Origin of the sequence: Pseudoalteromonas sp. NBT06-2 (assembly GCF_002276045.1) — a bacterium.
In the GTDB taxonomy this organism is placed as follows: domain Bacteria; phylum Pseudomonadota; class Gammaproteobacteria; order Enterobacterales; family Alteromonadaceae; genus Pseudoalteromonas.
In genome coordinates, this window is record NZ_NQMR01000055.1 from 25,098 (window position 1) to 51,255 (window position 26,158).

Consider the following 26,158-nt stretch of genomic DNA (forward strand, 5'->3'; position numbering starts at 1 on the left):
AAGACAAATTAAAGTTATTTAAAGCAACTAAGAAACCAAAACATGTCATTCCCGAGTTTTTCTATCGGGAATCTATTAATTGTTAACTTCCTGTAGGAGATCAAGTGGAACTATTTATTGATATTGTAAATAACATAAATAATCGGATAAAAAATAGTGAAGCTCAAACAGTTGAAGAAATTTTTGATTGCCTAAAAATTACCTGTATTGATAGTAAGTTGGATGAACATATTAATGTTGACAGGGTTGAAATCTATTCTGAATATTATGAGGTTGAAGCTGATAATTATTTTAGGGTAGCTGTACAGTACTATCTTGAATATTTAATTGATGATGAAGAATATAAACATTATGAAGTAATAGATTGCATTTTTAATGTTTCGAATTCTCAGTTACAAGAAAAAGCACAACCTATGCTGAGTACACATGAAGTATCAATGAATAAAATGTTTGAGTTAATTGAAGTTAGTATTATTTATCAATTGCTTAAGGATAAGACGTTAGCGTATCAATTAAGTGGTGAGCAACAGTAAGCTAACAAACTGCTTAATTAAGATTCATCAAGCTTTCACGCCATTTTCGAAGAAAACCTCCCGTCGCATTGGTTCACTTTTTAGCTGGACGTTAGATGATTACCTAAAATAGATCAGCATGTTGGTTTTCACTTATTATTTGCAACGCAGTTGCCATTAACAGAACTGCGTAGCAGATCTGTTATTTCAACCTTAGTGTAATAAATTCAGCTAATTTATCAACTGCTTGATCTTCATGTTGGTTTCTTTTAATTAAACTAATACCAATCTTGCCTAATGCCGGTAAAACAGCGGTACTTCTTTGATGATTAAGTTCAGATGGTACAGTTTGTTTTGTTAATATTGTAATGCCTAAATTACCTTTTAATGCAGCGGTTAAACCGGCTAAATCAGCATTGGTATAAACAATACGCCACTTTATACCTGCGTTATCTAGCGCATTGATGGCACGTTTACGATATAAACAGCCTTCAGGTGCAACAACTAATGAGATAACATCGTCAGATGATACGTTTAAGTCACCAACCCAAACTAATTCATCTTCCATAAAAATTGGGTTATCAGAATGATCAAGCTGTTCGTTACAGGTTAATACCAAATCAAACTGCTCTCGATTACTAATATGCATCAATTGTTTACTTAATTCGGATTTTATTTCCAAAGATACATCGGGATAAAGAGAAACAAAGTCTGCAATAATTGACGGCAAAATACTGGCGGCAAATTCACTTGGAATACCTAAACGCACTTTACCAGTGAGTAATTCAGAACTGAATTTGTGCAAAATAGAATCATTCATTTGTAAAACTTGTTTAGCAAGTGGTAGTAAAATTTCACCTTGGTGATTTAGTACTTGTCTTTGTCCTTGTTTTTTAAATAATTTTTTTCCGAGTAATTCTTCTAATCGTTTAATTTGCAAACTGACTGCTGGTTGAGATAAACATAATAATTCGCCTGCTTTGGCAAAACCGCCTACTTCAACAACAGTAACTAATGCACGTAAAGCATCTGTTGGAATATTTTTCATTAGTATTTTCTATTTATCGACCGAATAATATAAGCATTATTTATCAATATATTTAAAATTACAATTTGTTGTTGCACTTAAGCAGCAATATAATTTTTAAATATTCTAAAATATCATTAAAGGCACTGTAATGATCATTAATACTACGATGTTTGCGAATCATGTATTAGCTTCTGATACTCAAATTAAAAATGCGAATAACTTTACCCTTCATCCACAAAAACAAGTGTTGGATATTGGCGGAAGTGCAGCATTGCCTTTTTTACGTCATATTTTAGATTCTGATGTTGCTAAATTAACCGTACCAGGCATGGGTATACAAAGTACCTTAAGACCTAAAAATACAGATTTTGAAGTACAACTTGATGTGTATTATTTTTCAGAATCAGCCTATCGCATTATTGTGAATACCACACAACTTGCATTATTTAATGCTTGGTTATCTCCGTTTGAAGATATGTACGATATCGATATTATTAATCGTTCAGATTTAGAAGTCATGCTAGTGAGCGGTGATGATGCATTTGATGTATTAGTTGATCAGTTTAAGTTTACGCCAGGAATACGTTTATCAAATTCACAACAACGCTTTGGCGCACAAAGTGGACGCGTATTTGTAACAGCAATTCATGCAGATAAGCGAAATAGTTACGAATTACTTGCCAGCCCTACAGAATTAGCTAATTGGCAACAAGAATTTACAAAATTAGGTTTTATAAATAGTTAAATATATGTGCTCCTTATGCATATCTTATGTATAATCGCGGCCCATGTTATTCCCCTCGTTTAGAGGCCACAGTCCGTTTGGTTTTTATTACCCGGATATTAAATAAAGTGCAGGAATATTATGACAAGTAAAACAGTTCTACACGCAAAGCATTTAGAATCAAACGCAAAAATGGTTGATTTTCACGGCTGGGAAATGCCAATCAATTATGGCTCTCAAATTGAAGAGCATCATGCTGTTCGTCAAGATGCAGGTATGTTCGACGTTTCTCACATGACAATTGTTGATATTAAAGGTGCTGATGCTCAATCATTCCTTCGCACATTAGTTGCAAACGATGTTGCTAAACTTACTGTTCCAGGTAAAGCACTATATACGGGTATGCTTAATCATGACGGTGGTGTAATTGATGACCTTATCATTTATTTTTTCTCAGAAACTGAGTATCGTTTAGTTGTAAACTCAGCCACACGTGTTAAAGATTTAGCATGGATTGGTGAAGTTTCAAAAAACTTTTCGGTTGAAGTTGCAGAACGTCCAGAGTTTGCCATGATTGCAGTGCAAGGTCCTAATGCTAAAGAAAAAACTGCTACAATTTTAAATGCAGATCAAGTTGCCGCTGTTGAGGGCATGAAACCATTCTTTGGTGTTCAAGCTGGAGAATTATTTATTGCTACAACTGGCTACACAGGTGAAGCAGGTTACGAAATTGTTGTTCATAACGATGACGCAGCTGATTTATGGCAGAAACTTTTAGACGCAGGCGTTGCACCAGCAGGTTTAGGCGCACGTGATACGTTACGTTTAGAAGCCGGTATGAACCTTTACGGTTTAGATATGGATGAAACTGTATCACCTCTTGCTGCAAACATGGGGTGGACGATTGCTTGGGAACCACAAGAGCGTAACTTTATTGGCCGTGAAGCACTTGTTAAACAAAAAGCGGAAGGTGTCGATAAACTTGTTGGTTTAGTATTAGAAGCTAAAGGCGTTTTACGCGCAGGTAGTAAAGTAGTTGTTGATGGTGGTGAAGGTGTGATCACATCAGGTACTTTCTCTCCAACGTTAGGTTTTAGTGTTGCACTTGCACGTGTACCAAAAACAGTCGGCGAAACTGCACAAGTAGAAATGCGTAAAAAATTAGTTGATGTTAAAGTAGTTAAGCCTAGCTTTGTACGTAACGGTAAATCAATAATTTAATGAATTATGGGCTAATAGCCTAAATATAGAACTAAGGAACATAAAAATGAGCAATATCCCTAGGGAATTAAAATATGCAACGTCTCACGAATGGGTTCGTAAAGAAGGTGATGGTACTTACACTGTAGGTATCAGTGAGCACGCACAAGAACTTCTTGGCGACATGGTATTTGTTGATTTACCAGATGTTGGTGACGAAGTTGACGCTGGTGAAGATTGTGCAGTAGCTGAGTCAGTAAAAGCAGCTTCTGACATTTATGCACCAATTACGGGTGAAGTTGTAGCAATCAACGAAGAACTTGAAGATGCACCAGAGCAAGTAAACGCTGATTCATACGGTGACGGTTGGTTATTTCGTATTAAAGCATCTGATGAGTCAGAGCTTGATAACCTACTTGACGCTGAAGGTTACGAAAATTCAATCGATGAAGACTAATCACTTTCGTTGTTAAAAAGCCTCTATTTGTAGAGGCTTTTATGTTTTTGCTGTTTTACGGCAAAGATACATACCTATTATATTAATATACACCAGTAAAAAGTGTTAACCCCTTAATATAATTGGTATTTAAACTTTAAAAGGGTCTATTTATAATTTTTAATTAGACTATTTATTAGCTGGTTTTAAACATTTTTTAACTAGTATGAATTATTTTATTTGTATCATAGGAATCTGGACTAATGTCAAACGCCAACTCTCTTGAGCAGTTAGAGCAAAAGCAAGACTTTATTCGCCGCCATATCGGCCCTGACGCAGCGCAAACACAAGCCATGTTAAACGACATTGGTGCTGAATCTGTTGACGCATTAATCAATGAAATCGTACCTGCGGATATTCGTTTAGCTGATCTTCCTGCAATAGAAGAAAGCAAAACTGAAGTTCAAGCATTAGCAGATTTAAAAGCCGTTGCTAGCTTAAACAAAGTTAACGACACTTATATTGGTTTAGGTTATTTTGGTACACTTACACCTAACGTAATTTTACGTAACGTGTTAGAAAACCCAGGCTGGTACACAGCGTACACGCCATACCAACCAGAAATTGCACAAGGTCGTTTAGAATCGCTATTAAACTACCAACAAATGTGTATTGACTTAACTGGTTTAGATTTAGCATCAGCTTCATTATTAGATGAAGGTACAGCTGCTGCAGAAGCGATGGCACTTGCTAAGCGCGTATCTAAAAACAAAAAATCAAACTTATTCTTTATCGCTGATGACGTATATCCGCAAACAATCGATTTAGTAAAACAACGTGCTGATATGTTCGGTTTTGACGTTGTAATTGCACCAGCTGCGGATGCTGTAAATCAAGACGTATTTGGTGCTTTATTACAGTACCCAGGTGCGACAGGTCAAATTACAGATATCGCTAGTTTAATTAAAGACTTACAAGCTAAAAAAGGTGTTGTTGCAGTTGCTGCCGATATCATGAGCTTAGTAATGTTAAAATCACCAGGTGAACTTGGCGCCGATGCTGTTATTGGTTCTACTCAGCGTTTTGGTGTACCTATGGGTTACGGTGGTCCTCATGCAGCATTTTTTACAACAAGTGATAAGCATAAGCGTTCATTACCAGGTCGTATTATTGGTGTATCAAAAGATACACGCGGTAACGCAGCATTACGTATGGCAATGCAAACGCGAGAGCAACATATCCGTCGTGAAAAAGCCAACTCAAATATCTGTACTGCTCAGGTGTTATTAGCAAATATGGCTGCATTTTACGCAGTTTATCACGGTCCTGATGGCCTAAAAGTAATTGCTAACCGTATTCATCGTTTAGCAGATATTTTAGCTGCTGGTACTACTGCGAAAGGTTTAGCACCAGTAAATAGCACTTTCTTCGATACATTAACTTTTTCTGTAGCTAACAAAGGCGAAGTAGTAGCTCGTGCATTAGTAAATAACGCTAACCTACGTACAGATGTAGATGGCCAAGTTGCAATTTCATTAGATGAAACAACGACACGTGATGATATCAATACTTTATTTAATATTTTATTAGGTGAAGATCATGGCTTAGACGTAGCAGCACTTGACGCACAAATTGTTGCAAACGGTAGCACATCTATCCCAGCTGAATTAGTACGTGAATCTGATTTTTTAACTCACCCAGTATTCAACTCATACCATAGCGAAACAGAAATGTTACGCTACATCAAAAAACTAGAAAACAAAGATTTAGCACTTAATCATTCAATGATTTCATTAGGTTCTTGTACTATGAAATTGAATGCAACAGCGCAAATGATTCCTGTATCTTGGCCTGAATTTGCAAACATGCACCCGTTTGCACCAGTAGACCAAGCTGTTGGTTATAAAAAAATGATCGACGAGTTAGGTGACTGGTTAGTAGAACTAACAGGTTACGACAATATTTCAATGCAGCCAAACTCGGGTGCACAAGGTGAATACGCAGGTCTTATCGCGATTCATAAATACCACGAAAGCCGTGGTGACTCGCATCGTAACATTTGTTTGATCCCATCTTCTGCACACGGTACTAACCCGGCATCAGCGCAGATGGTTGGTATGAAAGTAGTCGTAGTTGATTGTGATAAGCAAGGTAACGTTGATATGGACGATTTACGTGCTAAAGCAACAGAAATGGCCGATAACTTATCATGTATCATGATCACTTACCCGTCTACACACGGTGTATACGAAACAACAATTGCAGAAATCTGTAATATCGTTCATGACAATGGCGGTCAAGTTTACCTTGATGGCGCAAACATGAATGCTCAAGTTGGCTTAACGTCACCAGGTCATATTGGTGCTGACGTTTCTCACCTTAATTTACATAAAACTTTTGCTATCCCACATGGTGGTGGTGGTCCAGGTATGGGGCCAATCGGTGTTAAAGCTCACCTTACACCTTTCTTACCAGATCACGCATTAATTAATGTAAATGAAGAAACTAAAGGTAACGGTGCAGTTTCAGCAGCACCTTATGGTAGTGCAGGTATTTTATGTATCTCTTACCTATACGTTGCCTTATTAGGTAAAAAAGGCGTAACTGATGCAACCAAATATGCAATCACAAACGCTAACTACCTAGCCCATAAGCTGGGTCAACATTACCCAATTTTATATTCTGGTGCCAACGGTCGTGTTGCTCACGAATGTATTATTGATTTACGCCCAATCAAAGCTGAAACAGGTGTAACAGAAGTAGATATGGCAAAACGTTTAATGGATTACGGTTTTCACGCACCAACTATGTCGTTCCCAGTAGCGGGTACTTTCATGATTGAGCCAACTGAATCCGAGTCTAAAGTTGAATTAGACCGCTTCATTGAAGCAATGATTTCTATTCGTGAAGAAGTAACTAAAGTAGGTTCAGGTGAGTGGGCTGAAGATAACAACCCATTACACAATGCACCACATACACTTGCCGATATTACTGATACTTGGGATCGTCCATACACGATCGCTGAAGCAGTATTCCCAGTACCAGCAGCAGCCGCTAACAAGTTCTGGCCAACAGTTAACCGTATCGATGACGTATACGGCGACCGTAACCTCATTTGTTCTTGTCCTGCAGTGGAGACATATAAAGATTAAATTTTGTTTGTGTCTGAATATATAAAATTCAGACAATGTATATAAAAATAGACAAACTTCGGTTTGTCTATTTTTTTGCTTAATAATTTACTCTTCAATAACTTCTCAAAGCCTGTAATTTTTTATCCTCTTCCCATTAACAGCTAAATTTAGATTTACAATGAACTTTCAAAAAAAATAGTCTGCGTTTTAGTTAGAGTAATATTTTGATATAGCTATTGTTGATTTTTAGTATGAATGATTTAAACCTTTGTTCGTTATAAATCACTTTATATCGAATTGTGATTTAAAGGTCTGTGTTTTATAAATCATATGGAGAGGAATTTTGATTTATAAAGTGAAGATGTATAAACCAAGTTAACCCTTTTGTGCAGGGGTGAATTATTTAAACGTCCACTTTGTAGAAATGTTCAAATCGTTGTAAATGATAGCAACCAACTCTTGATTGTTCATAACTGACTGTCAGATGAAGACCAAACCTATTCATCGAAACTGTAAGATCTGATATGAGCTACTACAGTTAAACTACTACAGTTAAACTATTTAAAGCCACCGCTACAATACCAATTACTCGCAGCTAATGCTTGATACATTGCTGTCTTCCAACCGTTTGTATGTTGTAGTGATGCTCCAGCATGTTTTTTTAGTAAAGCTTGCTCTACACCTGTTTGCTGATTTATTTGAAAATCTATATCTAATTCACCTCTTAAATTGGATATTTCATCTCCCGCTTGAATGCTAAAACGTTTAGCTAGCTTAAAGTCATCAAAGTGACTATTCACTCTAGCTTGATCTGCCGCTGTCCAATGGTTTGGTGCTTGCACAAAAAACCTGATTGTTGCAGGGGTTGTATTAATGACTTCAGCAAACAACCATTGCTCATTTACAAAGTGGCCTTGATCAAAATAAGGGTGTAAGCATTGCTCATTCTTCGATATTGCTATTCCTGCACTTTTACCTTTATTACAATCGGCACAACTAGGAACTAGGTTTTTTGGAAAGATTGATAGCAGTGGAAACTTAGCTTTAGGCAAATAATGGTCTAGCGTTGTAACTTGCCCAAACCCGCAAAAAGGGCAAATTCGTAGAGGAGCTTGCATCATGATTTGATCGTAATACTGCCTAGCAGGTTTTTTAGCAGGGACCATATGGTGTGTATAAAGTCCTTTTAACTCCTTTTTTGTTACTTGGCCAACAACAAGATCGGCATCTACACCAGCAAAAGGTTGAATTTGAAATAAATCAGCAGTTGTAGCTTTTGTAACAAAGTCTTGAACAGCATTGATTAATTGTGGATTGATAGCATTAATATTCTGGGTGAGTGTTGTGCAGCTAATACTATCAACACAAGTATTTAATACATCAGTAAAAGTAAGTTGAGGGGGCGTAAGGGCTCGCATATTAACCAGCCTCTCTATTTGCTATTAGTGCTCTGAGAATTGCTTGGCCCTCAAATCCTAATTGTCCTTTATAAAGCTCTATTATTTCATCGAAGTTTTTGCCTTCATTAACCGATTCAATCAATAAATTATGAAAGCCAGATTTAGTGACTTCTAAGCCGAATACTTCACGGGTTAATACGCCAACATTTTCTCCAAAAGTTTCGTTTTCAGGCCTGTACGATGCCCCCTCATTCCTTGTTCTTTCCAACTTCCAAACACAGGTTTGAGGCACTTCTTGCAGAACAACGGGAGAATGTGTGGCAATAATTGCCACTGCATTTCTATCCACTAACAAATCCGACAAAGCTCTCGTAAAGGCAGACAATAGTGGAGGGTGAAGGTGGCTTTCAGGTTCATCAATCAATACTAATGTTTTTTCTTCTATAGTCTCAATTAGATTGGTGATTGTGAGTAAAACAATTGTATGGCCAGAACTCATTAATTTAACTAAGTTATAAGCAGACTTCTTAACTTCGCTTATTCTTTCTAAATCTCCTAGCCTAGTTAGGTTCATTTGTGCAAAGTTATCATCAGATTCAAGTGTCCTAATAGCTCTTAACCACCGTTTTTTCTTGCTTTCTAATCCAAAGCAAACAGCTAAGCTATTTACAAAATCACTGCGGAGGAGGTCTATATGCTTTAGCTCATTAGTTTCTTCATCATCATTTTTCTTTAAACCAATGTAAAAATAACAAGTTCCTAAGCTTCGATCAGGTCTATTTTGGGGAGGAATAAATGGGTCAAACGCACTGAAAGAAACCGATGATATACTGCTGAAGTAATCTTTAGGGAGCTCAGTTTCTTGCCAATAATTTTGCTTGCAGAGCATCACGCCGACTTCTTCTTTAGCAGCTGAATCATCAATAACTGTTTTCACTATGTTATTTAGTAAAGTTGTCTTACCAACGCCGTTACGACCAATCAATACGTGTATATTGCTAGAAGGCAAGGAGCCAGGAGTTACTTTAAAACTTATATCTATTTGGGCACTTTTATCTGTTTGAGCTTTTTTATATGAAAAATCGAATTCAGATAGTGGTGCTTCATCTTTAATTATTCTAGAGAACTGTCCGTGAATGACAGAAGTACTTACTGAGCGCAATAGCGATGTTTTAAAAACAGGCTCATCAAATGCTATATCAAAGCTTTTGCGTGAATATGCTATATCATTTAGCTTTTCGAATATTTGATTACCCAGTGCTTCACTCAGTAGGCTTCTAATATTTTTATAGTACTCTTCGTCTTGACCTAGACTAAATGCATTATCATTAAAGTGACCGAAAGGGTTATAACCTAGCTGCTCAGAGACCCAGCCCTTTTCGAAGCCTGCGATACCAACTTTTACATTTCCAAGGTTATGTTGTTTGCCATTTTCATCGAACACAATCAATGAAAATGTCGTCTTAAAAAAGTAGTCGTCCCAGTTGTCTTCACACAAATATGCAATCAACCTACCTGTTTGCGGAGGGTAAGCTTTGTGTTTTATTATTTTAAACGTTAATTCCATTTTCTAATTCTCTAAAACGATCCATAAGTACTATTACCTGCGCCTTGATAATTCGCATAAACATGTTGATAAACTACAAGGTTTAAATCAGCTAACTCATCATCAGGGTAAGGTGCTTGTGGCAACCACTCTAGGCTGTCTTTGATCATGGTTTTAACTTGCGAACTAACTTGGGTGCTTTCACGCCAACGGTCAACTTTAAGCTTTTCTGCTTTAAGTTTTTCTAAGGTTTCTTTTGCTACTTTTTTAACTTCTTTCTCGTCAGCCGGTTTTAACGTTGGCTTTTTAAGAAGGTCGTAAATTGCTAAGGTTTCTTCATCTAAACCCTCACGCATCGCTCTTTCTTGCTCAGGACTCAAGTCATTTTTCATAAAATCATTTAAGTCATCAAATGCTTTTTGAACAGCTTGAATATCTTTACCTGCATTATATTCGGCAATAATTTCTTTGTATTTTTCATAAAATTCAAGGCGAATGGGGTTCTCACGCACCATTCTTTCAAGCTGCTTTTCTATCGCTTCTTGAAGATCAAAAACAACGGCATTCTTTTGTTCAGATTTGGCGAAGGCTTTTCTGAGGCGATCAAAGTCCAAATTACCTAAATCAACATAATCATCTTCTCGAACTTCATTCTTTAATGTACTGACACTCATGCTGACTTCTTGCTGAAGTTTACGCATTACTGATGATATATCCGCAGATTTTGTTTTTTGATTAAGTTGACTATAAATAGCTTCAACTGCGTTATAACGAGGAATAAATTGCTTAACAATCTCTTCAGGGTAAAGTGCTTTGTATTTACGCATTACCTCACGAGCAGCCACTTCAAATTGAGTTCGCGTGGTTTCATTTAAGCTTACAGCATTTGCCGCTTTGCCCAAAGAGGTTAGACGCTCCATAGCGGTTTTAGCGTTAACAAGGTCATCAAGATTAAAGTCAACTTCAGATAAAAAGTTAGCAACAGCAAGAATCGCTGCGTTAAGTTCTTCAGCCATTTCTTCTAGTTTTTCAACTGGATTGGTTGGCTTTTCTTCGCCACCATTACCTTTACCACCAGGTGAAGTAGGTTTACCGCCTTCACCGTAAACTGAATAGGCTTTTTCTAATTGGGTATACACATTGCCGTAATCAACAATTAAGCCATTTTCCTTTTCATCATCATATACTCGGTTGGCACGAGCAATGGTTTGCATCAACGTATGACCTTGGATAGGCTTATCTAAGTAAACGGTTGATACACAGGGGGCATCAAAGCCGGTGATCCACATGGCACACACTATAGCTAAGCGAAACGGGTTGTCTTCATCCTTAAACTCAGTTTCAAGATCACGCTCCACCATTTTTTTGCGATGGGTTTCGATATCTAAATCAAGCGCTTTAAATTTCTTAACTTCGTTTTGCTCACTACTTACTACAACACAAACTTCGGTTTCCTCAACACGAGCTAAATGTTTTTTAATAGTCAGCTCTTCTTGCTGATCGCTTGCATCTTCAATGCGCTGTTTTAACTCTTTAATATACTCAGGCCAATACCCCATTACTAATTCATACATACGAACAGCGGTAGGTTTATCAAGGGCGACAAACATCGCTTTACCTTGATAACCACGGTCATTAAAGTGCCAAACTAAATCTTTAGCTATTTTCTCAAGGCGATCATCGGAAGTTAGAATTGGATAGTCTCTAGCAAACTCTCTTCTAAGCTTAGCAATTTGATCGGTATCTAAATCTTCATTGTTGATGATTTCAGCCATACGTTCATCTAAATCTGGGTTTTCGATATCGAGCTTTTCACCACGATTTAAATAACGCAGTGGCAGAGTTGCTCCATCATCCATCGCTTTTTTAAAGTCATAGATAGATACATAACCACCGAATATTTTTTTAGTTAATTCAATTTCATCGTCGATTAACGGTGTGCCGGTACAACCAAGGAAAGACGCATTTGGAATGGCTTTAAAACGCATGTTTTGTGCGTATGTACCGCCTTGCGTTCTATGTGCTTCGTCTGAAATAACAATGATGTTATCTCTTTCAGTGATCAACGGGTATTCAGTTTCTTTTTTCTTATCAATGGCGAACTTATGAATGAGCGTAAACACATAACGATGATTCTCGCTGAGTAATTCACGTAAATGGGCTCGCGATTTAGCTCGCATATTTTCTTCGGTCAAAGCACCACAGCCAGTAAAGGTATCATAAAGCTGATTTTCTAATTCAGTACGGTCAACCACAATTAAGAAGGTGTAGCTTTTGCCAAATTTGCGTAATATTTTTTGGCAAATAAACACCATAGAATATGACTTTCCTGAGCCTTGAGTGTGCCAAAAAACGCCTAGCTTACCTTTTAAGTCATTAATGTTTTTGGCTTTATTGACCACTTTGTTTACACCAATAAATTGGTGGTTTTTAGCCATGATTTTTACAACATCATCGCCTTCACCATCGAATAGCAAAAAGTTCTCAAATAAATCGAGTAACCGATGCTTTTCACAAGTACCACGTAAAATGGTGTCTAGGCTTACTTCACCTTTGTCATCCTCTTCAATACGCTTCCATTCCAAAAAGAACTTATAAGGGCTAGTGACTGTACCTACGCGAGAGTCAATACCATTACTTAAAATGATAAAGGCGTTACTATGCAGTACTTCTTCAATAGTATCTTTATAATCACTTAGGTTATCTTCATAAGCGTTACGTAAATCTGTGTGGTGGGCTTTAAGCTCAAAAAACACCAGAGGAATACCGTTAACAAAACCGACAATATCAGGGCGACGATTATACAGCTTACCAACTACTTCAAATTGTCTAACCGCGAGAAAGTGGTTTTTGGTTGGCTCGTTAAAGTTGAAAACCTTAAGGCGTTTCTTTTGCAGTTTTCCTTTATCGTCCTGATAGCTAACTTGCACACCTTTAGTTAATAGCTCGTGTTTGGCCTTATTAATTGCACCTAAGCTTTTATCAGCTTCAACTTGGGTGATTTGGTCAATGGCATTTTGATAAGCCATATCAGGTAGTTTAGGGTTTAACTTAACAAGCGCTTTTTTGAGGTAGCGAATGAGTATGACTTCTGATTTATTAGCACGGCCAAGCAAACCATCACTTCGGTCGCTTTGGGTTGATAGGGATTCGTTATGCCAAGCCGTTTCAACCTGCCATTGCAGATCGAGTAATACCTCTTCACTGGCAGCTTCTACTAAACCATCTTCAGAATACTCATAACTCATTTATTGATACTCCATTCAATACGCTTTTCTTGTTTTAAGTCGTGTTTTTAATGTTTGTTCTATTTCTGGCTATGCTTCAGCCATTTCAGCTTCTTGTAGTTCAAGACGTTGTAGCATAGCTTCTGGTAGTTCAACTTGCTCGATATCTATCATGCAAGTCATTAACCGAGGAAGAAGTATATCTCTGGCTTCTCTCAGTAAATTTTTTTGGCGAACTAAGCTTTTTATCGTACTAAACGCTGGAGATGCTAATTGTTCAAAGTCTTCCATAATATTTTTAGGCGGTATATTGATAAGATACTTTTCATATGCCTTGTGGTTAACACGTTGTCTTCCATCAGAACCCAACATGTTATTGATACTAAACCCTCTAAAATAATCACTTCGTGCCAAACAATAAATGAAGTAACGGTTCACTTCTGGTGACTCCCTAAGCACGATAAATTCCGTAGAACCTGTTGCTACTTGTTCATCTAATAAGAAATCTACAAATCCCGTTTTTCCATTTTCAAGGCATGGAGTGATTCTAGCGACTAATGTATCTCCATTTTTAAACTTAGCCCCACCAGATGGTATTCTTGACTCTATTCCATCGATAATCATAGAGCTTGTTGATAACGACCCCATGGGAACATATGGGGCTAATTCTTTTGTTGCTGCTTTTGTCGTTGGATTAATTTGTATCGCTTCACTTAAATTTGTATTGTTCCAACCTTCAGGCAGGCCTGTTTCTTCATCAAAAGCAACGGTTTCATGGCCGGGAAAATTCATACGAACAAACCATTCTTCATAAGTGATTTGCGCCATTTCTTCTAACAACTTGATACGTTTTAGGTTGTTTTCGATTAGGTTGTCGTAGGCATCTATAATCTCAGCTATTTTCAACCTAGCGCCTTTTTCGGGGAGGTTGAACTTATACTTTCTTATATCTGGGCCACTAATATGAGGAACATTTACACCGGTTGTAATAGTGTCTATGTACTGAAGAAAAGCAGGGCTTGCTATTACATACCTCAGAAATTTTTGGTCTTCAGGTTTAATGGCTCTCAACCTTGCAACTCGCTGAACAAGTAAAGCTTTAGGATCGCCTTCTTTTATCCATGAGTATTTTAATTGGCCTCCAACAATTGGACGATCCATTGCAAGTAAGACATCTTGTTCTCTTAACTGATATCTTTCAAATTTTTCATAATCATCGACATTCCACCAAGGGCCTTCATCCCACTTTATTTGTCTGTGACCTAAGTTACTTCCTTTTACTAAAAATACATCATTGCAGTCGTCAGAGAATTGTTCACTTTTAAAGGCAAATCCAGAATCAACTTTGCAAAACTCGCCTAATTCAATAGGTACTAACTGAGTCATAATTGTGTTCCTTGAATGAGATCCATTAACTCATTTGACGAACTTTGTAAGTTTAACAATTCTGATTTGATGGATTTCATTCTCTCTTCATAATCAAAATCGTCATCCACTTGAACACTGTACCCAACATAACGACCTGGTGTTAAGCTGTAATCGTTTTCTTCGACTTCATCACGGTTAACAATTTTACACAGGCCTTCAATATCTTGGTATTGGTCGTTAGGGAAGTTTTCTCTTAATGAATGCCAGTCTTTGATGCGTTGCTTGTAATCAGCAAGCTCTTGCTTAAGAAGTGCTTTATGAGCGTTTAATGCAGCGTTTAGTGATTTAAGTAAGCGGCTATTCGCATCGAGTTGTTTTTTAAGCAGCTTGTTCTTTTTATTTGCTTGCTCTTTTGTCGCTTTGTCTTCAGGCGTAATAGAAGGGCCTTCTTTAATCGCTTTCGCTTCTTCTTTATATTTAGCCAAGGCTTTTTCAGACTGTACTTGGTATTGCTCAATTAAAGAAAATAGCTTTTCAACGGGTAGGTTGAAGCGCTCGTTCCATGTTTCACAAGTATCAAAATCGCTGTCATCAGCAACGCTAAGGTGCTCATCTAGCTCACCTGAAATCGAACTGAAATCAAGGTTTGGCTTATCGCCAGTGAAATCTTCTGCATTTGGTGCTGCTAGAATCGTTTTGCACTCTTTACGTAGTTGGTTGATTTCATTTGCAATGTCTTTACCTAATGAAATAGCTTCATGGTTATGAATGGTTTGAGCAGAAGTTATCGCGGTTTCATCACCTCGATACGATTCCATAATGGCGTTAAAGTTAGTTAACTGCCCAGGTGAATAATCATTAATGGTGTTGGTGACAACTCGGAAGGTTTTACGGGCGTCGATCATTAAGATCTTGTCTTTGTTTTTATCCGCCTTACCTTTGTCTAAAAACCAAACATGACAGGGTAGTGAACGGGTGTAGAAGAAGTTGTTACCTACCGACACAATACAATCAACCGCACCGGTTTCTACCAGTTTTTGGCGAATTGCTTTTTCGGTATTGCCCGCGTCAGTTGCTGAGCTTGCCATTACAAAACCCGCACGACCTTGGTCGTTTAGGTAATGATAAAAATACTGTATCCACAAATAGTTGCCGTTATCAGCTTTAGGTATACCGACATCGTTAAAAAGGCGAGCATCGGTTTTAACGTAATCTTTTTTCTTATCGACTTTTTTCACGTTAAATGGCGGGTTAGCCATAACAAAATCACATTGGCCAACAAGGGCGTGAGGGTCTGAGTAGAAACTGTTGGTCTCAGATACTTTACCTTCAATACCATGAATGGCTAAGTTCATTTTTGCTAAACGGGTGTTGTTAGACTTAAGCTCAGAGCCATAACATTTAACTTTGGTGTTTATAGAAACACCTTTGTTTTGTTCTTCAATAAAATGACCTGTTTGTACAAACATACCGCCTGAACCACAAGCTGGATCATGAATTATACCGTGATCGGGTTTGATCATATTTACGATAAGTTGAACTAGTGAAGGTGGCGTGAAGAATTCTCCGCCTTCTTGCGCACCGGCACCGTCCATTGAGAATTTCATTAGGAAGAACTCGTAAATGCGACCGAAAATATCGCCTTTTATTTTTTTCACTGAGTCTTTATTAAAAACACGAATTAGCTCGCGTAGTAAGTCTGCATCAAACTCTTGATAGTTTTTAGGTAATACGCCTAATAAATCAGGATAAGCATCTTCAATTAGCTTCATCGCATTGTTAATGGCTTCATCTAATGATTCGGACTCTGGCAGGTCTGCTAAGTAGTCAAACTGTGATGCTTCAGGCAACATCATCGCACCAGCAGCTAAAAAGTCTTCCTTAGTAGGCGCACGTTTACCACGAGGACCATCAGGAATACTCGCTTCAATCTGACCTTTTGCTTGATCATAACGGTTTTGCGCATAACGCAGCAGGATTAAGCCAAGAACAGGATCTTTATATTCTGCGGCAGTAAGCTTTGAATTTGCACGAAGAGAATTAGCACTATCCCAAAGTTCAGTTTCTAATTGTTTGATTTCTTGTTGGTTCATGTTTATTTAATTCTCTAGCTTATTTATCAATGTATATTTCAACTTATATTTCAAAGAAGTCTTCATCTATTTTCTTCAGGTGCAATACCTGTTCGTCTCTGCTACCGATGTTATATCGCAGCATGAGTTTTGCTAATTCAGTACCATTTATAAGTACAATGCGAGTACCTAAGTTTTGTGCGGTCTCGATGGCTGATGATGTAAATTCAGATGTTGTAATGAAAATACCTTTCTGTGCTTTTTTCAGGTTTAATGCACCAAAGAAATCACGAATATCACCAGCACCGACATTGTTGCCTTGGGCATAGCGTTTAGCTTGTATGTATATCTGATCTACGCCTAAAGGGTCTTGATCTATAACACCATCAATGCCGTTATCACCTGTTTTACCTAGTGCATGTGCGGCTCCTTCGCCAGTACCACCATATCCCATGGCTACAAGAAGTTCGATTAGGAGATCTTCAAAGAAGGCGGGAGTGACTTTGCGAGTGCGTTCTAGAATGTCTAGGGCTAACGAATCATTGATTTGTTTATAAGCCAAGCGAAGTGCTTCATCAGGAGTTATGTCGTCAACTTCGTCATTATCTTCAACATCATTTTTAGTCGTTACATTTTTTTGGTCTTTAAATGCAATAAACTCATCAAATTGCTTCAGGTATTTGTTATCAATAACGACCTGCTTATCTTTAAGAGCAGTGATCCCTCGTTCCGTAATAATGAAATGGGCACGCCTAGTAACTTCTAGCAAGCCTGCTTTTGTTAGATAAGTTCGAGCCCATCCAACTCTGTTATCAAGAATACTTTGTTTACCACTTGGCAGCGTTTCTTCTCGCTCTTGTTCAGTTAATTCAAATCTATCAGCAAGCTGATTGATAACATCACGAAGTTTTACTTCTTTGCCATTAGCAGCCTGAGCTATCTCAAGAAAAGGGCGCATAAATGCTTGATAGTTAGGGATCATTTATTTTCCTTTTGTTCTTCAATCCATTGTTCAATATCTACACGCTTAAAGCGCCAGCTACCGCCGACTTTAAAGCCAGGGAGTTTACCTTCGCTAGCTAACCGGTAAGCCGTTTTTTCATTGAGTTTTAAATAGATCGCCAACTCTTGAATAGTGAGTATATCGTCAGCCATTCACAATGCCCCCTAACTTAGATTAATCCTATCATATGAGAAAATTGAGGAGTTTGAAAGGCAATCAAATTAATTGAGCAAAATTATTTTTAGACAATTAATTTAGCCTGACTTTTTACGTTATTTTTATTTAGCTAGTTGATTTATATAAAGTTCGTTTTATTGACATTTATATTAATTTCTAATGCAGTAAGTTGTTGATATGTATAGCTATTTGATCTTTTTCTTTGGTTCGTCTAACATCGTTTTTATATGATTGATTTGGTGTGATGATGAAAAAAAGAAAAGGCATAACGAGAAAGATAAGAGACGGCTGGATTGAGCGATGGGAATTAGACAATAGTCAAAGCGCACTCTATTTTTCATTCATTAAAACTCAAGATATCAAATCTTATGGCTCTAAGGCTCGTGTTCCTGATTTTTGTGATGATTCACAAGATAGAAACCTATTATCTACAAATGAGCGTTTATTCTTCTATCGTCTGCGCTTTTCAAAGCGTTTTGTGTGGATTAAAGAGCAATATCCTCTGTTGCCGCTAGCCCGAGCTATGGCTGTAGCAAAAGAATTAAAACTTAAGTACCCGACATACCCTTATACCTCCAATATTGAAGTGGTAATGACAAGTGATTTCTACTGTCAGGACTTTACTGGTCAGCAATATGTTTATTCAATTAAAGATGAAAAGCAGTTTGCAAAAGCAACAGAAAGACAAAAGAGAAATATTGAAGCAAAACTTAAAATAGAGAAATTATTTTGGGAGTCGCAAGGTGTTAAGTGGTTTTTAATCTTAAGTAATTCAATAAAGAACACCTTTTCGCAAAATTTAGGACAGATCATTGCTTCACACAAATTATCACCGTTGCTAAAAGTATTAAGACAGCGTTGGTTAAACGTATTCAAAGAAGTTCTAAATAATGGATATGGCGAACGCCTAAGTTATTTAATGGAAGTTACAGCTCAGCAATTAAATATTACTTACGAAGATGCTGTTGAGCTCTTTCAACATTGTGTTTGGCATCGAGAAATCAAAGCATCCCTATCTACTATTCGTTTACGTTTTGAGTATTCAGCTGAGTCATTAGGTTTAGAAGTACCTCCATGAATTTAGGTTTATTTATAAATGAATTACTCGTACCAAGACTTGGCGAATCAGCGCTTATCAACACTCCCCACCTTATTGTATTTATTGATACCAAGGCTAATTGTGTTTTTGCAATGAATATGGCATCCACTAATAAACCGAGGAAGTTTAGCCTCGACGCTATTTATGATGAATTAGAAGAGGGGCAGCTAGTTAAGGGGGGATTAGATATCCCAGACTACATGGCTCTAAGCGATGAGTTTATATCAGAGAAGGATATTAAGAAGCGAGATCTTAAATATCAGGTAATTAAGCCAATTATTGATTACCTTGGTGACTTCTTGAGTTCTAATAACTATGGCAAAGGGCTAATACAGCAATGTTTGTTGATTGCAAAAGAAGTTGGTCTTAAAGCAAATCGAACGCAAATTTATGATTTCCTCTACCGATTTTTAAAAGCAGGTAGTAATGCTAATGCATTTTTGAGAAAGCCTGGCACAGGGAAAACCATTAATAAAGTTTATGCCCGTAAAACAGGTCCTAAAAGGGATAATAAAACTATAGGACGAATGCGCACTGATAAAGATAACAAAAATATTGCTGCAATTACTCGTAAGTACATTTTCACATCGCACCCAATATCCAACCATGAAGCATATCAAAAGTACTTAGATAAATATGAGAGTGATCCTGTTGTAGATATGAGCACAGGTGAAATAACAAGTTTTAAGAGATGGGACGATGAATTACGTTTATCTGAAACACAATTTAGTAATTGTGTTTCTAGTATGAAGAAAAAATATAAAGACAAGTTACTTGAATCCCAAAGAAAAACAGATGAATTCAACAAAGATGTAAAAGGCTTAACTGGCAATATTGATGACTACTTTGGTGCAGGTCCGGGTGATGTTTATCAAATCGATGAAACCCCATTAGCGATTGAGTTAACAGATGAATTTGATCCTACAAGGCAAAAACGTATGGGAAGGCCCACTTGTTATTCAGTCATCGATATGTTTTCAAAGGTTTGGGTCGCCATCATTCTTACTTTTGCAAAAGCTTCTGCGCATACTGCTCGTGAAGTGCTATTCGTAGCTTTTCGAGGTAAAGATAAGTTTTTTGAAGAAATAGGAATAAAGCCTCGTCATCCACACTCTATTGAAGGTAAGTGCAAGCGAATCATGTTGGACAATTTAGAGTTCGCATCTGATCTTGAGCGCTCAGTTAGTAAAGATGCGCATATTGAACAAATTTATAACACGGAAGGTAATTCACAACAAAAAGGGGGAGTTGAAAGGCGTCACAAGACACTTGAAGAGTTCTTGTTCGGGATGGTTCCTGGAGTGGGTAAGAAACATATTGCCGAATATTTAAAACGAAACCTTCGTAAAGATGCGCTGTTAAATATCAGAGAGTTATACCAATTACTTTATGACTTTATCACAACCTACAATAATTTCGCAGTTGTTGAAGATATGGTTATTACTAAAGAAATGAAGATGGATGGCGTAAGAAAAATCCCTATGGATAAGTTTAAATGGGGATTACAAAATAGACCAGGCTTTTTAAAAGCGGCTAATGAAAATGAGCTGTATTTGAGCTTGTTAGAGGTCGGCCAAGTTACTGTGCATCGTGGTTATTTACTATTGCCTGGTAAGTATTTCGCATCAAAGAAAGGCCAGCCTTCAAAGGGATTAAAATATACATGTGATTGGACTTTAGAGAATGGTATTCAAGATCACGAAGGCGGAAAACTGCCTAGATATTCATGTCGTTTTATGCGCTATTCATTAGGCATTATTTATATAGAAACACAAGATGGCCTTCAACCAGCACACCTACATAATGTTCATAAGATGTATGAAAACTCTTCAGCTGAAATGGTTCATATATACCAAAAAGAACAAAAAGTTGAAGATGACAAGCTCAAGGCCGTTTACCAAGATGAGATGAGTGGTGTTCGTTTATCTGCAAATAACATAGTTCAAAATGCAAAATCCGAAAAGACTCCAATTACTGCTAATGCGGCTAACACACAAGATCTTAATGCTAACAGAGAAGCTGCCATCGAACGGGAACGAGAACTATCTAGGGAGCAGCTCGCTAGGGTAAATGCTGAAAGGGGTATTACTGTACCCCATGAGCCTAGTAATAAAACACCTACAGAAAACGAGACTGTTCCCTCAACAGAGTCTTCAAACAAATCTACAGCGTCACTTTTTGCCGAAAAGATGGATGCAAGAAATAAACGTATGAAAGGTGATTAATAATGACTTATGAAATAGCAAAATATATACCCTCAGATAACACCGATTTTCAGGGTAATCCTTTTATTGAATGCTTACCTCTTAGGCTTACAAGTGATGACTTTTGGGAGGCTGTGCATGATTTGGTTGATGTCCCTTATAATTTACATGAATTGACCGTTGAAACACGAGAGCAAAAAGCTGCGAATATAATGAAATCGGTGTGTCCAACATCAGAGTATTACGATATTTATTGTGACTTTTTGAATATTTTAAAGGAAGGGCTTGCAGACCGAAATCCATTAAATGAAGACGTTCAAAGATGGCAAAACCAAGTTGCAACATCATCATTCAAGCGTAATAGAACGACAGCCCCTAGCCTTAAATTTACGGGCTACTCGGGGATGGGAAAAACAACGGTTATTGATAGTGTTCTTACAACAATAGAACCTGTTTATAAGCATTCCCAGCATGAGTTGTTAGGTTCTAAGACCCTGCAAATAGTTTATATAAAAATTGATATACCAGCTGAAGCTAATACACACATGATTTGTTTAATGATTGCATCACAGATTGATAATGTATTAGGCACTAATTATGAGGAACAATATGAAAAGTTGAAACGTTCTCTATGTATCAAAAAACTTGTTACTTTATGCTCATCATTGCTGGTAGGGGTAATTATTTTTGATGAAATTCATAATATTTGTTTTACAGCACCAAATGAAAGAAAAAAGATCTTCATGCTGTTTGATCAATTAACTCAAGTGGCTCGAATCCCCACATTAAAAATAGGAACATCTAAAGCAAATCGCTTATCTGAACAAGAATTTACAAACGCTAGGCGTTTAGGGATTCCACATGAGTGGCGTAATTACAAACAAACTAGTGCTGATTGGGATATTTTGATTAATTATGCTTGGGGCTATCAACTGACAGATAAATTTGTAGAACTGAACGCTGAATTTAAGAATGAAATATATTCACTGATTCAAGGTATACCTCACTGTTTATTTTTCCTGATAGAACAGTGTAATAAATACTGTCTAAGAAATGGTTTTTCAGCATTTACTCTCAAAATAATAAAGCATGTATACGACACAAAGTTTTCAATAATGAAGAGTGCGTTGATTGCTTTACGCCATGGAAAAATCGACGCTTTCGATGACATTATGACTACATCAAGAGAGCTAGATAAAGAGATTCAAAAGTTAATTAAGCAATTATTAAAAATTGCAGAAGAAAATAAATTTACAGGAGAAGAAGCAAGAGCGATACATGAGCAAATTGAACCTTATTTGCCTGAATACAAATTAACCCAAAAAGAAGCGAAAACCCTTAAAAGACTAGAAAAACAAATTGCCTCTGAAGCTACTGATATACCGACTGATGAAGATGGTTATGAAGGGCTGCCATTATGATGTTTCTTAATCTACAGTCTCTGCCAAATGAGCATGTTTTTTCTTGGTTACTTCGCAGTTATTTGCTTTCTGGTGCTGCAAATTTTTTAAGCTTCCAAAAGCAGATAAATATTGATGCAACAAAGCTTTATGCCAATCAAGTATTTGGGAGCGGCTTTGCAGATATTATCCAAATTTTTGATAACCGACAGAAACTAATCCCTAACCACACAACTGCATTATTGTGGCAAGTTTCTGTAGGAGAGATAGTTTCTAGTAAGCCGTCTTCCTTAGACTCATTTGAACACATGAATGAGCAACAATTTTTTGGCCATGATACTAGCTGGCATGCATGTGAGCATTGTATTAAAGCAGATATGGACCGTTACGGCATAAGCTATTGGCATGCAGAACACCAGTACCCTAGTGTGTTTACCTGTTTCAAGCACTTAAAGCCTTTATTATTCGCAAAAGAGCCTGTTAAAAATATTTATTTTGAGGTGCTCCCTCAAAATGTGACTACTTGGAATAGAGTTGCTCCTGAAGCGTCACAATCACTTATTGGTTGGCAATGTTATTTGAAAGAAGTCATTGACCTTTGCCACACCAATACCAGCTGCATAGCTCAAATAAAACCTAAAATCATAAAGTACTTTAATGTAGATAAATATAAACAACGTGAGCAGAAGTTATATTGTGAACGACTAAATTTAGAGTATGAGCAAGCTATGGGAAATCAGCTACTTCAATACTTGTTCAGAGACTATAGTCGTGAAAATTTAAGAGGAAAAACCAATGTATTTTCAATCTTATTAATCAATCATTTCAAATCTAGTGGTGTGCGTAATCCTATTTATTGGTTAGCTGTAGCTTACTGGCTCAAAATATCAAAACAGTTAGATGTTTTGAGTTAATGCTATGCATCCCCTTTTCCCAAAACCAATGCCCGATGAAACAGTTTTTAGCTTGCTATGTAGATTTCATCTGCTGTCAGCTCAAGGTTCTTTTAAAGCGAATACTTTGAAAATGATGGGAATGAATGCATCTAGACCAAGTAATGAGCTTCCAAGCTTTTTGCCGGCTTTTTCAAAGGTTTCAGGTATATCGATTAATCAACTAATCCATAAGCTTACGAGTGTTCATTACTACGAGCCCTTTGTTAGTAAAACCTCATTTCAAGCCTTAGTGTCAGGGTTAGCTAATGGGAATACCTCAAGTCTACAAAGTAAGTTAGGCATGGTTGCAAACCGTATGATGCAGGGACAAAGCTTAAGGTTTTGCCCTCAATGTGCAACAGAAGATATTGAAAAATATGGGATCACTTATTGGAGAATTACCCACCAACTTGTTGGAGCAACTGTTTGTAGCGAACACCATTGCCAACTAGATGGCGTACCTAGAAAGTCAGTAAAAGTTATGCTGCCTTCGCAGTGTTCACAGGTTGAATGTAACGATGTTGACTGTGATTTAACACAACTTATTTTTGATGAGTTTCATGATAGTGGTTTTAGCTATTGTTTAAATAAATTAAGAAGTTGTTATGAACAACAGTTAAACCTATTAGGGCTTTTGACTGCCAGCGGGAGAATACGTCAAAAGTTATTAAAATCTTTATTAAGTGACCGCTTATCTCAACTTACGGTTACTTCTAAATCATACAGGTTATTGAGTTCAGAGTGCAGGCATGGTCGATACCCCGAATGTTTGTTTTATCTTGAGCACTGTAATCACCAGCCTTTGAAGCATTTATTCCTTATCTTTAGTTTGTTCGGTTCCTGGCGTGCGTTTAAAGGTAGCTTTAAGTCTTCAAATAAAGTTTGTAAGCCTGTCGAGCCATCTACCAATATTGAAAACGCTATAGAATGGGGTACAGGTTTTGATCTTTTAAACGAAGGTCAAAGCTTAAGGCAGGCTGCAACAGCGATTGGTACAACGGTATCAACATTGAAAATTAAGGCTCAACAAAAAGGCATACCTGTAGATACTAGACCTTCAAAAGTTTTTGAGGATACACAACGAACTATTTGGCGGAAATTGTTTATTGGTACTGATTGTAAAAAAATAGCATTAACGATGACGCTATCTGTTGGTGCGGTTGAAAAAGTTTTGTCTAGATACCCTGAGCTTGTGAGGCTCAGGAAGAAGATCCGCTATTTCAATAAACGCCAACAACACCGACAGAACCTTACTAATTTGCTTCACAAATTTAAGACTAGAAATGAAATTAAGACCGCTTTATCAGGCAGTTATATGTGGCTGTATAAACATGATAAAAAATGGCTTTATGAAAGTTTGCCTGAGGCTATCCCTAGGCAGCAACGTTACTCAAGAAAGGAGAAATAAATGGCAATAGTAATTAATAAGTGGGTTGTTTTTGACGTTTTTAGTGATGATGAATTAACAGAGTCTTTTGGACAAGCTATTGCTGGTTTTGTGATTGGTTCTGACAGCCCACGATTAGAAGTGGGTGAGAGGGTTTGTACTGCTGGTGTAACTGATATTTGCATGAATGATAAGCTTGTTCGAACAAAATCTGGTGAGACATTTAACTTAAAAGGGAATGGTCAATTCGTTCAACTTTCTGTAGCTGAATTTGATGTGTTTAGCCGAACAGCTTTTAGCAATAAGCTTTTTCAAAATTACTTATCAATGGAGCTTTTGCCACCTGTAATTGAGGATGAATTAGAGCGTTTTTTTAAAAAGGATGAGAGAGTCAAACTTGAATGGTTAACTAAGCCAAAGCCGCCCCTAAGCGGAAAAGCACCGATTGAAGTACTAAGCACTGAAGAAGGCATCGAACAGGTTCTAGGTTTGCTTGAGCGAATGCGAACAGGAGACTTTTCCTAGTATGAATATTCTTTTCCTTTGTACAGCTAACATTCAGCGAAGCAAAACTGCTGAAGAGCTGTTCAGCGCCATTGATAATAGCAATGAGTACCGGTCAGCAGGGTTAAGTCTCAAGTACGTTGAGAAAGCCGGTTCAACGATCTGTACCGAGGAAATGCTTCAATGGGCTGATAAGGTTTGCGTATTCGAGAGGGAGCATATCAAGCGTATTCAGCAACACACAGGTGATGTTTTTATTTCGAAAATAGAGAACTTAGATATTGCAGATGAGTATTCTTACTTTCAACGAGAGCTCGTTTTAACCCTATTGGAAAAGTGTAAATTTTAACAACAAAACTAAATACAAAAAATTGGAGAGGTAAAATGAGTAAAGAAAAGAGTGAAATTGAAAGCAAAGATGCTTCAGGCGATAGCCATTTATCGAAAAGAAAATCTAATGCTTATTACAAAGATCCTGAGGAAAGAAAAGCTATGCTCGAAATACAATTTAAAAAGGCTTTCATAAATAGAGTAAAGGGAAATAAATAAAAATGGCCACACTAAACAGCGATCATTTATCACCTTAGGAGGGATTATGAGTAAGTCTATTACAGAAGAATATGTTGTAAACAAAGTTAGAGAATGGTCTAGCGATGAATTTAGTACTCCAAACCTTCTAATTTCACAAAATGATGGTTCATTTCATCTTGGTTATTATCAAGGCATGGGTAACTCTGATAATACGCCAATCGAAAAGCTAGATCCTTTTTATAAGATGTGCATAATAACCTCAGCTTTGA

Annotated in this window: 22 protein-coding genes; 14 read left to right on the forward strand and 8 right to left on the reverse strand. The window is 37.2% G+C overall.

The window, feature by feature from the left end; translation table 11 throughout:
- Positions 1–104 precede the first annotated feature (104 nt).
- The gene (locus CJF42_RS12340) at positions 105–533 is read left to right on the forward strand and encodes a hypothetical protein (RefSeq protein WP_095366974.1); all 429 of its coding nucleotides are present in this window, start codon (positions 105–107) and stop codon (positions 531–533) included.
- A 181-nt stretch (positions 534–714) separates the two neighbouring features.
- Here the strand turns inward: CJF42_RS12340 and CJF42_RS12345 are convergent, their stop codons facing one another.
- Entirely contained in the window at positions 715–1,560 is an 846-nt protein-coding gene (locus CJF42_RS12345) for a LysR substrate-binding domain-containing protein (protein WP_095366975.1), read from the reverse strand.
- 130 nt (positions 1,561–1,690) lie between these two features.
- On the opposite strand from CJF42_RS12345, the gene CJF42_RS12350 reads away from it, so the two are divergent.
- The 4 genes from CJF42_RS12350 (at position 1,691) to gcvP (ending at position 7,054) form a co-directional block, all read left to right on the forward strand.
- Positions 1,691–2,287, forward strand: coding sequence for an aminomethyltransferase family protein (locus CJF42_RS12350; protein ID WP_095366976.1), 597 nt, complete (start codon positions 1,691–1,693; stop codon positions 2,285–2,287).
- Positions 2,288–2,407: 120 nt separating this feature from the next.
- The gene (gene gcvT, locus CJF42_RS12355) at positions 2,408–3,487 is read left to right on the forward strand and encodes a glycine cleavage system aminomethyltransferase GcvT (protein WP_095366977.1); all 1,080 of its coding nucleotides are present in this window, start codon (positions 2,408–2,410) and stop codon (positions 3,485–3,487) included.
- 46 nt (positions 3,488–3,533) lie between these two features.
- On the forward strand, positions 3,534–3,923 hold the full coding sequence (gcvH, locus tag CJF42_RS12360; protein WP_095366978.1) for a glycine cleavage system protein GcvH: 390 nt from the start codon (positions 3,534–3,536) through the stop codon (positions 3,921–3,923).
- Positions 3,924–4,165: 242 nt separating this feature from the next.
- Positions 4,166–7,054: an aminomethyl-transferring glycine dehydrogenase gene (gene gcvP, locus CJF42_RS12365; protein ID WP_095366979.1), complete on the forward strand. Its 2,889-nt coding sequence runs from the start codon at positions 4,166–4,168 to the stop codon at positions 7,052–7,054.
- Positions 7,055–7,593: 539 nt separating this feature from the next.
- Here the strand turns inward: gcvP and CJF42_RS12370 are convergent.
- From CJF42_RS12370 to CJF42_RS12400, 7 genes are all read right to left on the reverse strand, one after another.
- Positions 7,594–8,454, reverse strand: coding sequence for an HNH endonuclease (locus tag CJF42_RS12370; RefSeq protein WP_095366980.1), 861 nt, complete (start codon positions 8,452–8,454; stop codon positions 7,594–7,596).
- Between the two features lies 1 nt (position 8,455).
- Positions 8,456–10,003 (reverse strand): AAA family ATPase, encoded by a 1,548-nt coding sequence (locus CJF42_RS12375; RefSeq protein WP_095366981.1) that lies wholly within the window; start codon positions 10,001–10,003, stop codon positions 8,456–8,458.
- Positions 10,004–10,014: 11 nt separating this feature from the next.
- Positions 10,015–13,230, reverse strand: a complete 3,216-nt coding sequence (locus tag CJF42_RS12380) for a type I restriction endonuclease subunit R (RefSeq protein WP_095366982.1) — start codon at positions 13,228–13,230, stop codon at positions 10,015–10,017.
- 69 nt (positions 13,231–13,299) lie between these two features.
- Entirely contained in the window at positions 13,300–14,595 is a 1,296-nt protein-coding gene (locus CJF42_RS12385; RefSeq protein WP_095366983.1) for a restriction endonuclease subunit S, read from the reverse strand.
- The gene (locus tag CJF42_RS12390) at positions 14,592–16,670 is read right to left on the reverse strand and encodes a type I restriction-modification system subunit M (RefSeq protein ID WP_095366984.1); all 2,079 of its coding nucleotides are present in this window, start codon (positions 16,668–16,670) and stop codon (positions 14,592–14,594) included. The genes CJF42_RS12385 and CJF42_RS12390 overlap by 4 nt, the downstream gene beginning before the upstream one ends.
- Before the next feature lie 43 nt (positions 16,671–16,713).
- Positions 16,714–17,631: a restriction endonuclease gene (locus CJF42_RS12395; protein WP_095366985.1), complete on the reverse strand. Its 918-nt coding sequence runs from the start codon at positions 17,629–17,631 to the stop codon at positions 16,714–16,716.
- Positions 17,628–17,804: a helix-turn-helix domain-containing protein gene (locus CJF42_RS12400; RefSeq protein WP_077284564.1), complete on the reverse strand. Its 177-nt coding sequence runs from the start codon at positions 17,802–17,804 to the stop codon at positions 17,628–17,630. The genes CJF42_RS12395 and CJF42_RS12400 overlap by 4 nt, the downstream gene beginning before the upstream one ends.
- A gap of 272 nt (positions 17,805–18,076) precedes the next feature.
- On the opposite strand from CJF42_RS12400, the gene CJF42_RS12405 reads away from it, so the two are divergent.
- The 9 genes from CJF42_RS12405 to CJF42_RS12440 form a co-directional block, all read left to right on the forward strand.
- Entirely contained in the window at positions 18,077–18,907 is an 831-nt protein-coding gene (locus CJF42_RS12405; protein WP_095366986.1) for a TnsA endonuclease N-terminal domain-containing protein, read from the forward strand.
- Positions 18,904–21,153: a TnsB C-terminal domain-containing protein gene (locus CJF42_RS12410; protein ID WP_095366987.1), complete on the forward strand. Its 2,250-nt coding sequence runs from the start codon at positions 18,904–18,906 to the stop codon at positions 21,151–21,153. Before CJF42_RS12405 ends, CJF42_RS12410 begins: the two co-directional genes overlap by 4 nt.
- Positions 21,154–21,155: 2 nt before the next feature.
- Entirely contained in the window at positions 21,156–22,553 is a 1,398-nt protein-coding gene (locus CJF42_RS12415; protein WP_095366988.1) for an ATP-binding protein, read from the forward strand.
- On the forward strand, positions 22,550–23,446 hold the full coding sequence (locus CJF42_RS12420; protein ID WP_095366989.1) for a TniQ family protein: 897 nt from the start codon (positions 22,550–22,552) through the stop codon (positions 23,444–23,446). The genes CJF42_RS12415 and CJF42_RS12420 overlap by 4 nt, the downstream gene beginning before the upstream one ends.
- A gap of 4 nt (positions 23,447–23,450) precedes the next feature.
- The gene (locus CJF42_RS12425; protein WP_095366990.1) at positions 23,451–24,875 is read left to right on the forward strand and encodes a TnsD family Tn7-like transposition protein; all 1,425 of its coding nucleotides are present in this window, start codon (positions 23,451–23,453) and stop codon (positions 24,873–24,875) included.
- Entirely contained in the window at positions 24,876–25,379 is a 504-nt protein-coding gene (locus tag CJF42_RS12430) for an MbcA/ParS/Xre antitoxin family protein (protein WP_095366991.1), read from the forward strand.
- A gap of 1 nt (position 25,380) precedes the next feature.
- Entirely contained in the window at positions 25,381–25,707 is a 327-nt protein-coding gene (locus CJF42_RS12435) for an arsenate reductase/protein-tyrosine-phosphatase family protein (RefSeq protein ID WP_095366992.1), read from the forward strand.
- 35 nt (positions 25,708–25,742) lie between these two features.
- Positions 25,743–25,907, forward strand: a complete 165-nt coding sequence (locus CJF42_RS27480; RefSeq protein ID WP_170940596.1) for a hypothetical protein — start codon at positions 25,743–25,745, stop codon at positions 25,905–25,907.
- Between the two features lie 46 nt (positions 25,908–25,953).
- Positions 25,954–26,158 (forward strand): hypothetical protein (locus CJF42_RS12440; RefSeq protein WP_141235548.1); only part of this gene is annotated, 205 nt, incomplete at its 3' end.